Source organism: Pradoshia sp. Z6_59, from assembly GCF_058267515.1.
The window spans coordinates 322218-338010 of record NZ_JBZCPP010000001.1; the positions used below are offsets into that span (position 1 = coordinate 322218).

The 15793-nt window shown below is 37.9% G+C and carries 14 protein-coding genes; all 14 read left to right on the forward strand.

The window, feature by feature from the left end; translation table 11 throughout:
* The first annotated feature begins 128 nt into the window (after nt 1-128).
* Nucleotides 129-680: a mismatch-specific DNA-glycosylase gene (locus AC4D4B_RS01630; RefSeq protein ID WP_490994297.1), complete on the forward strand. Its 552-nt coding sequence runs from the start codon at nt 129-131 to the stop codon at nt 678-680.
* Nucleotides 681-900: 220 nt separating this feature from the next.
* The gene (locus tag AC4D4B_RS01635) at nt 901-1101 is read left to right on the forward strand and encodes a cold-shock protein (RefSeq protein ID WP_066103471.1); all 201 of its coding nucleotides are present in this window, start codon (nt 901-903) and stop codon (nt 1099-1101) included.
* Nucleotides 1102-1182: 81 nt separating this feature from the next.
* Entirely contained in the window at nt 1183-1380 is a 198-nt protein-coding gene (locus tag AC4D4B_RS01640) for a cold-shock protein (protein WP_066103474.1), read from the forward strand.
* Between the two features lie 167 nt (nt 1381-1547).
* On the forward strand, nt 1548-2204 hold the full coding sequence (locus AC4D4B_RS01645; RefSeq protein WP_490999000.1) for a GTP pyrophosphokinase: 657 nt from the start codon (nt 1548-1550) through the stop codon (nt 2202-2204).
* An 85-nt stretch (nt 2205-2289) separates the two neighbouring features.
* A complete protein-coding gene (locus AC4D4B_RS01650; protein WP_490994299.1) occupies nt 2290-2706 on the forward strand; it encodes a CBS domain-containing protein in 417 nt (138 codons plus the stop codon).
* A gap of 235 nt (nt 2707-2941) precedes the next feature.
* On the forward strand, nt 2942-5251 hold the full coding sequence (locus tag AC4D4B_RS01655) for an ATP-dependent DNA helicase (RefSeq protein WP_490999001.1): 2310 nt from the start codon (nt 2942-2944) through the stop codon (nt 5249-5251).
* A 12-nt stretch (nt 5252-5263) separates the two neighbouring features.
* Nucleotides 5264-5740, forward strand: a complete 477-nt coding sequence (locus AC4D4B_RS01660; RefSeq protein WP_490994301.1) for a dCTP deaminase/dUTPase family protein — start codon at nt 5264-5266, stop codon at nt 5738-5740.
* Nucleotides 5741-5844: 104 nt separating this feature from the next.
* Complete coding sequence (locus AC4D4B_RS01665) at nt 5845-5994, forward strand: lmo0937 family membrane protein (RefSeq protein ID WP_490994302.1); 150 nt, start codon at nt 5845-5847, stop codon at nt 5992-5994.
* A 353-nt stretch (nt 5995-6347) separates the two neighbouring features.
* Nucleotides 6348-7493: a histidine kinase N-terminal domain-containing protein gene (locus tag AC4D4B_RS01670; protein WP_490994303.1), complete on the forward strand. Its 1146-nt coding sequence runs from the start codon at nt 6348-6350 to the stop codon at nt 7491-7493.
* A gap of 671 nt (nt 7494-8164) precedes the next feature.
* Nucleotides 8165-9718: an acyl-CoA synthetase gene (locus AC4D4B_RS01675; RefSeq protein WP_490999002.1), complete on the forward strand. Its 1554-nt coding sequence runs from the start codon at nt 8165-8167 to the stop codon at nt 9716-9718.
* 818 nt (nt 9719-10536) lie between these two features.
* Nucleotides 10537-11409: a R2-like ligand-binding oxidase gene (locus tag AC4D4B_RS01680; RefSeq protein WP_490994305.1), complete on the forward strand. Its 873-nt coding sequence runs from the start codon at nt 10537-10539 to the stop codon at nt 11407-11409.
* Nucleotides 11410-11429: 20 nt separating this feature from the next.
* On the forward strand, nt 11430-12947 hold the full coding sequence (locus tag AC4D4B_RS01685) for an aldehyde dehydrogenase family protein (RefSeq protein WP_490999003.1): 1518 nt from the start codon (nt 11430-11432) through the stop codon (nt 12945-12947).
* A 35-nt stretch (nt 12948-12982) separates the two neighbouring features.
* Complete coding sequence (locus tag AC4D4B_RS01690) at nt 12983-14185, forward strand: iron-containing alcohol dehydrogenase (RefSeq protein WP_490994307.1); 1203 nt, start codon at nt 12983-12985, stop codon at nt 14183-14185.
* A gap of 44 nt (nt 14186-14229) precedes the next feature.
* Nucleotides 14230-15747 carry a class I adenylate-forming enzyme family protein gene (locus AC4D4B_RS01695; protein WP_490994308.1) on the forward strand — a complete coding sequence of 506 codons (1518 nt, stop codon included), beginning with the start codon at nt 14230-14232 and terminating at the stop codon, nt 15745-15747.
* Nucleotides 15748-15793: the final 46 nt, after the last annotated feature.

The window sequence follows — 15793 nt, forward strand, 5'->3', positions numbered from 1 at the left end:
AGTGGCTTGCTACTGGGTATATGCCGTGTTTTTTTTATAAGGAGTGGTAAGAACAGGTATAAGTAGATTTCTTTATCATCATTCTTAAATGCGTTATAATCATCCAAAAAAGAGCGAGGAGGGTATGAATGGAGGATTTTGAATCTTTAACATTGCCAACCTATATAAAGCCTGGATTGGATATTGTATTTTGTGGGATTAATCCTGGCAGAATTTCAGCTCTTAAAGGGTATCATTTTGCGAATCCAGCGAATTTGTTTTGGAAGGGATTGTATTTGGGCGGCATTACGCCGTATCAATTTAAACCTGAGGAGACGGCAAAGCTCCTGGACTATGGCTACGGAATAACGGATATTGTCGGCAGAGCAACACGATCTTCTTCTGATTTGAAAAAAGAAGAATTTATAGAGGGTGCGGCAGACTTAAGGAATTTAATCATTCAATACAAGCCTAAATGTTTATGCTTCATTGGGATTACGGCCTTTCGCTACGCAACAAACCGTCTTAAAGGCAAAGTGGAACCAGGTCTTCAGGACGGCCTGTTTTATGGCACTTCCGATTGGGAAGGCTGCCATATCTTTGTTGTTCCATCTACAAGCGGAGTAAATGCCCATTATACAAGAGAAGAACGAATAGACTATTTCCGGCAATTAAATGAGTGGAATAAATCACAAAAATAAACAGGTATACTATCTGCTGATAGAGGCATGATAGGATTATAAAGTTCAGCAGATTATTGACATTTCTGAAAATGTGCTGTATAATTAGGTGTAATGTTTATCTTTATAAAATTGCCGGTAAATAGACATTCACTTATTATAAAGTGTTCTCTTTTTTACAGAGCGGTACTTTTTATAATAGGTGAATCTTTATTTATCACACATTTTTGGAGGTAACAAAATGAAAAACGGTAAAGTAAAATGGTTTAATGCAGAAAAAGGTTTCGGATTCATTGAAGTTGAAGGCGAAAATGATGTATTCGTACATTTCTCTGCTATTCAAGGCGAAGGTTTCAAATCTCTAGAAGAAGGCCAAAGCGTACAGTTCGACGTAACAGAAGGCGCTCGCGGACCTCAAGCTGAAAACGTAATTAAGCTTTAAGAAGTATGCGAATAAAGGCTATCCCATGTACGGATAGTCTTTTACTACATAATTAACTTCTAAAAGAAAGGTGTGCCGGTTATGTATAATCGAAAAAATGTTGAGGAAATAATCCCTGAAGAAACGAAGGTGTGGGAATGTACTTCTGATGATTGTAACGGTTGGGTACGTGACAATTTCAAAGCTACAGCAACACCTAAGTGTCCATTATGTGGTAGTGAGATGACAGAAGGAATTAAAATGCTTCAAGCGATTAATAATCCTAGACGGAACGATTAAGCCGTCCAGCTTTCTCGCAGAAACAGACCATTGAATATGTGGTCTGTTTTTTTTGTTTTTATTTTGTGAATTTACCAATATTTTCAGTAAATCAAAATGAAACCATTTAACCGTTTTGATCGTATGGAGGGTTATGGAAACACTACAGAAAAGAGGTATCTAAAGACGTGAATTTGCCTTTTGAACAAGAATTAAATGAATGGAAAGAATTTTTAATTGGTTATAAGTTTGCATTAAGTGAAATGAATACGAAACTGGAAATATTGAATCAGGAATTTGAATTCATTGATAATTATAATCCAATCGAACATATTAAATCGAGAATGAAAAGTCCACAGAGTATTATGAAAAAATTAAAACGAAAGAACCTTGATATTACGGTTGAAAATGCACAGCAGAATGTCCGTGATATCGCAGGGATTCGTATTTCCTGTTCATTTACAACAGATATTTATGCAATTGTAGATGCCCTTGGAAAACAGGATGATATACATATTATTGAGATTAAAGATTATATAAAAAACCCTAAGCCAAATGGGTATAGAAGCCTTCATTTGATTACGGAAATCCCGGTATTTTTTTCGGACTGTAAAAAATGGATGCCGGTGGAAATACAAATTAGAACCATTGCCATGGACTTTTGGGCCAGCCTGGAGCATAAAATTTATTATAAATTTTCTAAAGATGTACCTGAGCATCTACTCCAAGAATTAAAGGAATCTGCTGATATGATTGCAGACCTGGATGATAAAATGCTCAGAATCAATGAAGAAATTCAAGTTTATAAAGATATGGATAAATTAATGAGCGAAATCAAACTTTAATTAACCTTCCTCCTTCCATCAAAAATAATGTGTCAAAAAGCTGAAAAAGGGGAAGATAGAGGTAAAAGGAAGTGAGGTATAGCTCATGACGATGTTAAGAGAGATTATGACAACAAATGTAGACTATGTTACACCGCTTGATAATGTATATGAGGTTGCTTTGAAAATGAAAGAGGATAATGTGGGAATTATTCCTGTCTGTGAGGATCATACGTTGGTTGGCATCATTACGGACCGCGATCTGGTTGTGGACGGAATTGCTGAAAAACGGCCAGGTTCAACTAGAGTAACAGATGTGATGCATCAAAATGTTGTGACTGCAAACCCTGATACAACAGAGGAGGAAGCAGCTGCACTAATGGCTCAACATCAAATTAGACGTCTGCCTGTCCTGGAAAACGGTAAACTTGTTGGTATTGTATCCTTAGGTGATTTAGCCGTAAGCTATACCGGTAATGACGAAGCTGGTGAAGCTTTACAGGATATTTCAGAGGAAAATTAGAAAAAACGAGTATATTTATACTTTACAAAAACTATTAAGTGACAAGACAATCCAATAAACAGGGTATTCTCAAAATCTGAGAATACCCTGTTTTATTTACTATTTATATGAATGGATCAATGAGTCTCAATAGCCCCTGCTTTATATAAAGAGATGTTTTTTCGATTTCAAAGTAAGAACATCTGTGCCCTATATGGTATGATAATGGTACTACGAGCAGGTTGGGTGAGTGTACATGTTAGGTGAGTATCATATATCCATTAGACAGTTAGTTGAATATGTTTATCGGAGCGGCGATTTGGACGGGGGTTTTCGCACGGCCAGCTCCATAATTGAGGGGACAAGAATTCATCAAAGAAGGCAAGCAGAATATGAGGAGAACGATGAAAAAGAGGTACATCTTAATCTTATAATGGAATACGGGGATCTTCTTTATGAGATTGAAGGAAGATGTGATGGTATTTTACATCGGCCAGAAGGAACAGTTATTGAGGAAATAAAATCAACCTCTGGACCTCTTGATGCGATTAAAGAGAATACATACCCTGTACACTGGGCTCAGGCAATGTGTTATGGCTATATATACTGTTTAAATAAAGGTCTGGAGCATATAGATATACAATTGACTTACGTACAAGTACTGACCAATCAAACAGCCTCGTTTCGCAAAACCCTGACGTTTAAAGAATTAGAACAATTCCTAAATCAAGTACTTGAAACCTTTTCACCATTTGCAATCCTGCAATTAAAGATACGGAGAGAAAAACTCAATTCAGCAGCACAAATTGAATTTCCGTTCGAAAATTTTAGAAAAGGACAGCGAAAGCTCATAGGAGCCGCCTGGAAAACCATTTCTGAACGGAAAAAATTATTCGCATTGGCACCGACTGGCATTGGAAAGACCATTTCTTTTATATTTCCAACCATAAAAATGATGGGAGAAACAGACCATAAGATTGAACGGTTTTTCTATTTAACAGCCAAAACAATTACGAGGCAAGTGGCTGAGGATACACTAAATATCTTAATTGGAAAAGGTTTAAGAGTGAAAACTGTTACGCTTACAGCTAAGGATAAAATGTGTCCTGATTGTACTGCTGGTCAATGTATGTATGGGGAGGGTCATTATGACCGAATTAATGCTGCAGTTTTGGATATTTTAGAAAATGAATGGTTAATAGATAGAGAAACAATCCTGGAATACGCTAAGCGCCACCGAGTATGTCCTTTTGAATATTCGATTGAATTAGCGTACCTGGCAGACATTGTGATTTGCGATTATAATTATATTTTTGATCCACGAGTCTTCTTGAAACGACTATCTGATGAGCAAAAGAAACGAACTGTAATTCTGGTTGATGAAGCGCATAACCTGGTGGAACGCGGCAGGGAAATGTTTTCTGCAGAGTTGGAAAAGAAAGCATTCTTAGAAATAAAAAGGTCCTACAATCAATTGAATCCAGAGCTATCAAATGCAGCTAAAGTAATTAATGCATTATTGATTCAGCAAAGGAAGGGATTGGGCGAAAGAAAATCGGCTGCTTATCCGGGAGTGCCGGACGAGTTACTGGATGCACTAGAAGATTTCGTACTTCATGCCGGTGCTCAATTAGCCAGGTATAATGAGAATCATTCGTCAAATGAAATTGATTTATTAGAAACCTTTTTTCAATCACAGAATTTTCTACGGATAGCTAAGTATTATAATGAGCATTATACGACGCATGTAATAAAAGGAAGCAATAATGTATACTTGAAGCTGTTTTGTTTGGATCCTGCTATAAATTTGCAAAAGATGACGAAGGGATTTGCTTCCACTCTATTCTTCTCGGCTACATTGACGCCAATTGGCTATTACATGGATGCATTAGGAAGTGATGATGGGGATTATCGGATTCAAATCGGTTCACCATTTTCCCCAGATCAGTTGGATATAGCAATACAGCCGCTTTCTACAAGATTTCATGATCGCTCGGTATCTAGTGTTCAAATTGCCAGAACCATTCATGCAATTACAAAAAACAGAGGTAATTTTTTAGTGTTTTTCCCGTCCTACCAATTTTTAAGAATGGTTATGGACGAACTGGAGGAATTTGAGGAACCTTCTAAAATTCTGATACAAAATCAAGGAATGAGTGAGCAGGAAAGAGAAGATTTTCTGTCAGCCTTTGAAGAGGACCTGGATATTCCTGTGATTGGCTTTACAGTATTAGGTGGAATTTTTTCTGAAGGAATCGACCTGGTTGGCAATCGATTGAGTGGAGTTATTATAATTGGAGTTGGATTGCCTCAATTAAATGAAGAAAGAAAAATAATTCGAAACTATTATCACTCGAAAGGTAAAAATGGATTTGATTACGCGTATGTTTATCCGGGGATGAACAAAGTATTGCAGGCTGCAGGCCGATTAATTCGCAGTGAACAGGATACAGGTACGCTTACTTTAATAGATGATCGTTTTTTAACCGATAAATATCGATCTTTGTTTCCTGAAATGTGGAGTCAGTTTAAAATTATTAATAGCTACAAGGATATTGTTACATAAAAGGAGATTTATATGAAAGAGCAAAAAGTAAGAGGATTCGAAGTTGTTAATCCTGCGCATATCAAGATGCAAATGACGGAGGATGAGGTCAAGCTGCCAATGCGCGGAGATGCCGGATCAGCAGGATATGATTTTTTTTCAAATGAAACCATTACATTGAATGTTGGAGGAAAGCATCTGTTTTGGACTAACATCAAAGCTTATATGCAGCAAAATGAATTGCTGGAGATACATATCAGAAGCAGTCTAGGAGTGAAATATGGCCTGGTTCTATCAAATGGGACCGGCATTATTGATTCTTCCTACTACGGAAACCCTGAAAATGATGGGAATATTGGTATTTCCATTACTAATCGCGGAGAAGCTCCAGTTCTTGTAAAAAAAGGGGACAGGATTGCACAGGGTATTTTTAAACAGTATCTATTAGCGGATGAGGATCAAGTACTTCATGCTAGCAGAACCGGCGGATTTGGTTCAACCAAACGCTGATTGGCAAGGTAATAAATTATTGTTAATAAACGCTTTTGTTTTAAAATCTTTCAAATGGGTAAAAATAGGTAAATCAAACCCTTATTGGAAGAGAGATGATTCAAATGCTTTGGACATTAGTTGGAATTTTGGTGGCTATATGGTTATTAGGTCTTATATTTAAAATAGGTGGAGCAATTATCCATGTTTTCTTAATAGTGGCTGCGCTTGTACTTGTTTATAATATTATCAAGAACAGAGTTTCGCGAAGGTGAATAGGCAGATTTAAAACTAAAGAATTCAAATCAACTATATCAGCCATCACTGAGGACTATATAAGGACATTGCTTCCTATATAGTCCTTTTTAGTTGGACCTAATTGATTAATAAATAACTGGTGTATCGTTAAGTGTTTGATGTTACAGGTCTTTTATTACACTATACATAGATGTGCAATAAGGGGAAGAATGGTATTTTCAAAAGGGGAATTACATAAAAATAATCATTTTACATGAATATTACAATATTCACAATCTGTAAATGTTTTTATGACAGTAAAGGATATCAGGTGTATTTGTCGAATATAGAACATACGTGTAAAGCTAAAGTGAAATGGTGGTCTAATGGTATGGAGCCAATTTTATTAAAGCAAGGTGAATATCAGCAGCTGATTGAGGATTTATTGATAAAAGAAGAGGCGAGTTTATTTCAGGAGTATTTAGATTCTATTAAGATGTCAAATAAAGAGGATTATCTAGAATCTATGGAACAGCCGCGTAAAATTATGTTCAACCAATTGATTGATACGATAAACGGGAAAATATCTGAAAATCAAATTAAGGAAATGGCAATAAGGACAGCCAGGGAGCGAATCGATGATATTAATATAGGAGATGTCTTATATAACATCAATCAGGGACGCAGAATTTTTGTGAATTTTGTGCTGAAGATGGATATACCCTCTTATATACTCCAAAGTACAATTAATAATATCAATAAACAATTTGACACATTCAGCTATGAATTGGTTTCGACCAGTATACATTTGAAAAATAGGGTCATTGATGAGAAGACTACATTCATCAATGAAAACCATAAGGATAAATTAGCACTGCTCGGCCAAATATCATCAAGCTTTGTGCATGAATTCCGTAATCCGCTTACAGCTGTAATGGGATTTAATAAGATTTTGAGAAATGAATATCCCGATATGAAATACCTAGATATCATGGATTATGAGCTTAATCAATTAAATTTTCGGATTAGCCAATTTTTGCACACATCAAAGGCTGAATTCAATGAAGAGGAAATTATGGATATATCAATCAGGGATCTGATTGAAGAGATTAAACAATTAAGCTATGCGAATATTATCGACACCAATGTTAAGGTTGACATCGATGTTCCTGCTGATTTAACCATAAAGGCAAGCAGAAATGGATTGAAGCAGGTTGCCCTCAATCTTTTTATTAATTCAATTGATGCCTTGAAAAATCAGCCGCCTCCGCGTTTGATTAAAGTAAAGACCACTATTAAGAACAATCAATTAGTGATAAGCTTGTCCAATAATGGGCCTATGATTGCAAATGAAAATATTGAATCCATCTTTGAGCCATTTTTCACTACGAAGGAATTAGGTACGGGTATTGGCCTATATGTATGCAAAAAAATTATTGATAGTTATAATGGAGACTTAGTATGTACGTCCAATCCGGAATGGACGGAATTTAGTATTTTTCTGCCTGATTCTATCATTATTAATCCTGCACAGTGAGTTCTACTTAAGATCTCTTTATTAATCGGATGCATTTTAAAAATTTAATATGGTCATTAACATTTATTCGGCTGGTAATTAAAAATACCTCTAAAAGCAGTCCAGAGACTGATAGGATTGCGAGAAAACTAAGGATCATTACGCTGTGTATTTGTAAATGTAATAAAGCTTTTCTGAAATATTTTATTTAAGCAGCACTTATCCATTACGGGCAGGTGCTGTTTTTTTATGGGTAGTTATGTTCCAAAAGGAAAAAGAGCAAGAGAATACTCGTATAAAGCGGTCCCAGAGATCAGTAGAAGGAGCTTGTTATGGAGCTCAGATTTAGATTCTATTAAGCCACGTCGTTTTGCGTAATGGACAAGAAGGAAAAAGAGAAATTTATTATTCTTCCATCAGATTCGAATTTCATAGATATTAAAAATCGGCGTGGATCAATGTGTTAGACTATCAGACACCTGTAATCATTGTTGTGTGTGATTTAGAGACATGAATAATTGAATATTAGCATGTGATTGCAAAAATACAGGTTGGCATCATAATTGCATTATTGTAAGTGATGGCAAAATACAGTAGATGCTTGCCAATTCTCCCATAGAGGTTGATTTCATAATGAACCATTTAAGTGATTTTGTTCAAATAGATCAAAATTTAAATATGGAGGGATTTATGTGACGACATCTAATTTGGATTTATCCAGATCATTGTTAATTGGAGAGTATTTACGCAGGGCAGCACACACGGCTCCTGAGAGAGAGGCATACCTATTTGGCAGTGAGAAACTGACCTATCGTGAGTCAGAGAAAAGAGCAACCCACTTAGCAGGATGGTTGCAGGAAAACGGTATAGGATATCAGGATAAGGTTGGATTTATGCTCTTGAATGGACTTCCTTTTATTGATATTTTCTTTGCTACCTCATTAGTTGGAGCATTGGGAGTCCCAATAAATTTTCGCCTCACAAAAGATGAGCTAGCGTATATCATTGGGCAATCTGAGTGTAAAATATTGTTTGTTGATCACGTCTTTTTACCTGTGATTGAGTCGATACGATCACAAATTCAGCTTGTAGACAGTATAGTTATCGTGAATGGAGATTCATCCTCTTCCCATATACCATATGAGGAAATATATGACAGCTCATCAACGTATCGTCCGTGTAATTCATTATCAGGTGATGATGGAGCGCTTATTATGTATACTTCAGGTACAACTGGGCGTCCAAAAGGAGCGGTTTTAACTCATCAAAATATGTGCATGAATGGGATGAACCAAGTCGTCACAGCAGGACTTAGCTCAAATTTCAAACAATTAGTAGTTGCGCCCTTATTTCACATTGCTGCTTTATCAACTCTTTTATACCCTATTAATGGAACCACCGTGATTCATTCGCAATTTGACCCCGAAAAAGTACTTCAAACTATCGAGAAAGAACGAATTAATTTTATCTTTTTAGCACCGACCATGTGGCATATGCTTGTAGAATTTCCTTCGATTGAACAGTATGATTTAACATCATTAGAAAGGTGTGCCGCTGGGAGTGCACCCTGTTCTCTATTATTGAAAGAAAGAATTGCAAAATATTTTCCGAATGGGAAACTGCGCGATCCTTTTGGGCAAACAGAAATGAGCCCGGTTACCACCTGTCTTCAGCCAGAGGACTCTATTAGGAAAAATTCTTCCGTTGGTAAGCCGGTGGTCAATGTGGAAATCAGGGTTGTTGATGACCATATGAATGATGTTCCGCTCGGGGATGTAGGGGAAATTATCTACCGTGGACCAACCGTTATGAAAGAATATTACAAAAATCCGGAAGCAACTAGAGAGGCATTCCGTGGAGGATGGTTTCATAGCGGTGATTTAGTCAGGATGGATGATGAAGGATTTATTTATGTCGTTGATCGTAAAAAAGATATGATTATCAGTGGCGGAGAGAATATCTACCCAGCTGAAATTGAACAAGTCTTAAATAGACATACCAAAGTGGTTGAAAGTGCTGTCGTCGGTGCAGTTGATGAAAAATGGGGAGAAGTGGTTCAAGCATATATCGTTCTAAAGTCTGGTGAAACAATGACAGAGGAAGAAGTCATTCTCTTTTGCCAGGACCATTTGGCATCCTATAAAAAGCCTAAGCTGGTACATTTCGTAGATTCATTGCCAAGAAACGCAGCTGGAAAAATTGTTAAGACAGTCCTTAGAAAGGGATATTTAGAGACAGAAAAGTAGATAAGGTCAGTTCGTTTGAGCATCAGGCAGTGACAGGAAATTTAGTGGCTTATCACTGCCTCTTTTTATGCGACTTCACTAGTTGAGTTTTTTTATAGGGGGAAAAAGGTACAACTATATGTATCTATCGGGTAATTATCTATACTAATAGGCACGATAGAAAAATAGTCGTTATAGTAGCTTAAACATAGACATATCGCAAAAATGAAAATCTGCGCTCAATCGGCTTCCTTTTTCACTTAGTCTTCGCTAATTCAATCCTTAAAGTGGTTTGGCTCAATTACTGTCATTTACGGTTCAAATATTAGTTGAATCCGCTCTATTATTTACTAAAAGTACTTTTTAAACTATGTATATGGATTGATTTCACAGGGGAACTTGTTTTTCATTAAAATTTAATAAAAGAAAGAAAAATAGTCTCAAAATGAAATCCTATTAATAGGCCTGGAAATTGATGATAGATTTATTCTATCTTTTTTTAGTTAGCCTACAAATTACAACATATTATGTATAGGTTATAAGTTACAGTTTAAGTAAAGAAGTTCCGTCTGCAGGGTTCAAAAAGCCTATGCTTGATATTCAAACAGCAAGGAAAAAAGGTTGTTTGGAAATCAAGCATTCCTAAATAAAGGCCATATTATTTTCCTGATTCTTACACGGATAGTGTGTTGGCACGGAACTTGCAATTAGTTAAATGAAGGCTGTTCCAAGTGGATGCAACTTAATGTAAGCGCTTTATTAATGTAGGGAGGAGGGAATACATACGAAAAGCATCCATGAAAAAATAAAAGTTAATTATTCTAAAAGGAGGGATATGAATGCGCGAATATGTAACTACCAAACAAATGATCAAAAAGGATTCACTTCCGTATAAGCTGTACCAAAAGGCAAAAAGACATGGGATTTGGAATCCGGTTGATATTGACTTTAGCCAGGATAAAGAAGATTGGAAGAAGCTAAGTCCTGATCAGCAGCAGGAAGTTCTGATTCAATTTGCACAGTTTATTGGCGGAGAGGAAGCTGTCTCGGAGGATATCCTGCCGATGATTATGGCTGTTTCCAAAAAAGGATGGTTTGAAGAGGAGTCCTACCTATCTACATTCTTATTTGAAGAAGCTAAGCATGCGGAGTTCTTTAGTCTATTTTTAGAAGAAATCGGCGTGAATGAGGATCTCAGCCATCTCCTGACATCCGGTCATAGGAAATTATTTGACGATGTCCTCCCTAAGACAATGAATAGATTACTCGTAGATCAGTCACCTGAAGCGATGCTGGATGCTGCGGTCACATACAATATCTTTGCTGAGGGTGTATTGGCGGAAACCGGATATTGGTTCTTCTATGAAGCTTTATCAAAAGCGAATCTATTCCCAGGATTTATTGAAGGAATAAGGAATGTAAAGAGGGATGAAGGACGCCATATTGGATTTGGAACATTCCTTATTCAGCGCTTGATTCATGAAAACCCCGAGTTATTTGATCGTGTCCAAGTAAGACTCCAGGAGCTGCTTCCAATTGCCTATGAGCTGACTGCGAGGGAAGATGGGGCAAAAGTAACGAGTCTTGGTATTGAGGAAGGAAAAGCAATGGAATATGCACTGAAACAATTGAGTGCTCGGATTGAGGTACTTTCACGTGCCCAGGAAAAAACGATGGAAGAAATTCATGAAACTGAAGTTATTTTTGAGTAAGAAAATAGGGGGGATATAGGATGAGTACAGACGTGAAGGTTCAGGAATTCGCACAATTTATTGGTGGAGAATGGACACCAGGATCTACGGGAGAAATGTTTGATGTCATAAATCCAGCTACATCTGAAGTAGTTGGTAAAGTCCCTAAAGGTACAAAAGACGATGTGAATAAAGCTGTCCAAAATGCAAAAGAAGTTTTTAAATCAGGTGTATGGTCAAGGAAAACACAGGCAGAAAGAGCACAAATCATGTTGCAATTTGCCGGTAAAATAAAGGAACATGCCCAGGAGTTAATTTATTTGGAAGGTATCAGTACCGGAGCGACCTTACGTAAAATTGGCGGAGCAGATATAATGCAGCTCATCTTATCTCTTCAGCAAACAGCCAATATGGCTCTTGAATATGAATTTGTTCAAGCATTGCCAGTAAGGGAAGTGTTCGGGGCAAATAGAGCCCAGTTGGTTCGGGAACCATTAGGCGTTGTAGCCGCGATTACACCGTTCAATTTCCCGCTTGTCTTAGCAATGTGGAAGATTGCTCCAGCCATTGCTATGGGGAATTCCATTATTGTCAAGCCGGCATCTGATACCCCGCTTGGGACATTAAAACTGGCGGAGATTGCTGTTGAAGCAGGACTTCCTAAAGGAGTTTTCAATGTCATTACCGGATCAGGTTCAGAGGTAGGAGAGGCGCTTGTGACACATCCGGATGTAGAGAAGATTGCGTTCACAGGTTCAACTGAAACAGGAAAGAAAATCATGGAGTTAGCCTCTACGGGTGTGAAAAAAGTTACGCTCGAGCTTGGCGGAAAGGCACCTGCAATTGTACTTCCGGATGCTGATCTGGAAGTGGCCATACCTGGGATTTTACTTGGCGTATTCTTTCATGCCGGTCAAGTTTGTGAAGCAAGCACACGTGTCCTGGTTCATGAATCGATGTATGATATCGTCGTTGAAAAATTGGTGGTCATGACTGCAAAAATAAAATTGGGCCATCCACTTGATCCAAGTACCGGAATGGGGCCAGTCATATCAGAGAAACAAATGAATAAAGTTTTAGGCTATATAGAATCCGGATTGGAACAGGGTGCCCGTCTTGTATGCGGTGGCAAAAAAGCAGAAGGACCGGGATTTGATCAGGGTTATTTCATCGAGCCAACCATTTTTGCAGATGTCACTAATGATATGAAAATAGCACAGGAAGAAATTTTTGGTCCAGTTCTGTGTGTGATGAAGTATTCAACAGTGGAAGAAGCTATTGAAATCGCTAATGATACGATTTATGGATTAACAGCAGGAGTATGGTCCCGTGATGTTGTAAAAGCAAATGAAATTGCCACGCAGCTTAAGGCAGGAACAATTTGGATTAATGAATGGCATGCATTCAGAAATGATGCTCCATTCGGCGGTTATAAACAAAGCGGGCTTGGACGTGAATTGGGAAGTCAGGTTTTCAATGAGTATACAGAGCAAAAAAGTATTATAACAGCACTCACAACTGAAAATGAACAACGGGCAGCTTTAGGGCTGATATTCTAGCATTCTTTTAAAACTAATAGGAATGGGGAGATAAGATGAAGGTCACTTCGTATTATGAATTTATCCATCGATCAATCATTAAGAATGGGGCAGGGTCGCATATACTTATTCCAGACTTAATTCAATCATTGGGCGGTAAACGACCGGTTTTATATTCAGATAAAGGCTTAACCCAGGCCGGATTGACGAAAAAAATCCAGCGTTTATTTGAGATGGTACCTGGTATCCAATTGGCAGGGGTATTTGATGATGTTACACAGGATGCCAAGTCCTCCAATATTAATAAAGGGCTGCAATATTACAAAGAGTGCAATGGTGATTCTTTGATTGCCATCGGCGGTGGTTCAGTTTTGGATACAGCAAAAACCATTAAATGGTGTCTTCATAAGAAAGTGAACAAGATCGAACATGCCATGAATGGAAATGTTTTAGAAGTTTGGCCAGAGGCTCAGCATATGGGTATTCCCCACATTTCGATTGCAACTACAGCCGGAACAGGTGCGGAGATATCAGGCATCTCGGTCGTCTACAATGAGCAATTAGGGGTGAAGTGTAATTTGCTCCATCCATTTATCAATTCAGATATCGCAATTCTTGATCCAGAGTTAACTGTTGGCTTACCGCCAAAAATTACGGCTTTTACTGGATTAGATGCCTTAACCCATGCAGTTGAAGGGTATTTTTCCAATAATTCAAGTGCAATGGGAGATGCATTTGCACTCCATGCTGCTAAACTAATTAGAGCTAATTTGGAAACAGCTGTACATGAAGGCAGTAACATCGCAGCACGTGCTACTATGCTGCAGGCGAGTGCGATGGCGATTACAAGCTTTGTCTTGGCATTTGCTGAAATGCCAATCCATAATATAGCCCATACTCTTGGTGCAAAGTATGGCATCCCACATGGTTTAGCCAATGCTGTTTTAATGCCGAGTGTTATGAAAAACTTAGCTCCTCTCTATTTACCTAAGATAAAAGAATTTGCTCAGGCGCTTGGCATTGAGAATATTGCCGATACCGAGGAAGAGTGCTTACAGCAATGTATAGAAGAAATTGAAGCACTTCGTAAAGCTGTAAACTTACCAGATGATTTTTCTGAATATAACATTGAATCTGCCGATATATCGGAACTTATATCTGCTGTCCAAAATGATCCTTCTGGTCAAACCTATCGTTTGCCAGAAGAGGTAATTGAGCAGGTTTGCCGAGAGGTTTTAGGCACAAAAGTAAGTGTTTAATAGGCGGAAATATAGATTCTATATTTTAAGGAGGTAGTTAATTTTTGAATATTGTTGAACTGCTAACGTCCACTGTGTCGCGTTTGCCCAATCAGCACGCTATTCATTACCGGGAACAAGTGATGACTTATCAAGAGCTGAGAGATCAAATTTTCAGTGTTGCAGCCGGGTTAAAAAATAAAGGCATTACTCAGGAGACAAAAGTAGCGTTGATGATGACCAATCGACCGGAATATATCATTACGTATTTTGCTATATTAGCAACTGGTGCAACAGTCGTACCCATTAACCCTACCTTTAAAGAAAAAGAAACAACCTATATTATTAATGATTCGGAATCGGAATATTTAATTACGGAAGTTGCTGCATCCGCTGTCATTCAAAACTCTATGAATGACTTTAAACAGATGAAAGAAATCTATTATTTTGGAGAAGAGGAAAATCATCCATTTACTGACTGGCAGGAATTGCAATCTCTATCTCCTATCAGCAAGGTGGCCCCTGTTCATGCGGAGGATGTCGCGCAAATCATTTATACATCCGGGACGACCGGTAATCCAAAGGGAGCCATGATTACACATGCCAACTTGAATTGGATGACAATTACGGCAGCCGTCATTAATCAATTAACGCCAAAAGACAGGGTCCTTTGTGTATTGCCTCTTTTTCATGCTTATGCCAAATTACAAGGATTCCTAGCGCCGATTGCCCACGGAAGTACGATTTATTTAGAGGAACGTTTTCATCCTGTTGATACACTTGAAAAGATATCAAAATATCAAATCTCGATATTCTTGGGCGTCCCAACTATGTATGCTTTCTTTCTTCAAAATCCAGCCATTTCAGATTTAGACTTTTCTCATCTTCGGACAGCTGGTTGTGGTGGTGCGAGTTTGCCTGCTGAGATCCTCCATAAGACCAATCAATCACTTGGTGTAGAAATATCAGAAGGATATGGTCTGACAGAAAGTACAGTTATGCTAATGACCACACCTCGAGATATGGCTAAAAAATTGAATTCTGTTGGAGTGCCTATTCCTGGCGTCGATTTGAAAATTGTTGACCCGGAAGGTGAGGAAGTAGAGCCTCACGCGGTAGGGGAGATTATTTTCAGAGGACCAAACATGATGAAGGGCTACTATAAGAAGGAAGATGATACGATTAACACGATTAAAGATGGATGGTTATATACTGGTGATTTGGCCTATTATGATGAAGATGGATACCATTTTATTGTGGACCGGAAGAAGGACATGATCATCAGAGGCGGCTTTAATATTTACCCGCGTGAGTTAGAGGAAGTATTGTACACGCACCCTGATATTTTGGAGTGTTCCGTTATTGGCAGGCCTGATCCGGTCTTTGGCGAAAAAACGGTGGCCTATGTAGCAAAGAAAAAACCAGAGTTACAGGAAGAAGAGGTAGTTTCCTATTGTAAAGAGAGACTGGCAGAGTATAAGGTTCCTGATTATATTTGTTTTATTGACCAACTACCGAAATCAGGAACAGGAAAAATGCTAAAAACTGTTTTAAAAGATTACGATAAAAATACTATTAAATAATAAATGATTTCAGTGGGGCAAAATCCTGATTCTTAAACGAGAAGGA

Excerpts from the sequence above, each read along its gene's own strand:
- AC4D4B_RS01670 (WP_490994303.1), top strand. The coding sequence starts at position 6,348 with ATGGAGCCAATTTTATTAAAGCAAGGTGAATATCAGCAGCTGATTGAG.
- AC4D4B_RS01685 (WP_490999003.1), top strand. The coding sequence starts at position 11,430 with ATGAGTACAGACGTGAAGGTTCAGGAATTCGCACAATTTATTGGTGGA.
- AC4D4B_RS01690 (WP_490994307.1), top strand. The coding sequence starts at position 12,983 with ATGAAGGTCACTTCGTATTATGAATTTATCCATCGATCAATCATTAAG.
- AC4D4B_RS01640 (WP_066103474.1), top strand. The coding sequence starts at position 1,183 with ATGTATAATCGAAAAAATGTTGAGGAAATAATCCCTGAAGAAACGAAG.
- AC4D4B_RS01660 (WP_490994301.1), top strand. The coding sequence starts at position 5,264 with ATGAAAGAGCAAAAAGTAAGAGGATTCGAAGTTGTTAATCCTGCGCAT.
- AC4D4B_RS01650 (WP_490994299.1), top strand. The coding sequence starts at position 2,290 with ATGACGATGTTAAGAGAGATTATGACAACAAATGTAGACTATGTTACA.
- AC4D4B_RS01635 (WP_066103471.1), top strand. The coding sequence starts at position 901 with ATGAAAAACGGTAAAGTAAAATGGTTTAATGCAGAAAAAGGTTTCGGA.
- AC4D4B_RS01630 (WP_490994297.1), top strand. The coding sequence starts at position 129 with ATGGAGGATTTTGAATCTTTAACATTGCCAACCTATATAAAGCCTGGA.
- AC4D4B_RS01665 (WP_490994302.1), top strand. The coding sequence starts at position 5,845 with ATGCTTTGGACATTAGTTGGAATTTTGGTGGCTATATGGTTATTAGGT.
- AC4D4B_RS01680 (WP_490994305.1), top strand. The coding sequence starts at position 10,537 with ATGCGCGAATATGTAACTACCAAACAAATGATCAAAAAGGATTCACTT.
- AC4D4B_RS01655 (WP_490999001.1), top strand. The coding sequence starts at position 2,942 with ATGTTAGGTGAGTATCATATATCCATTAGACAGTTAGTTGAATATGTT.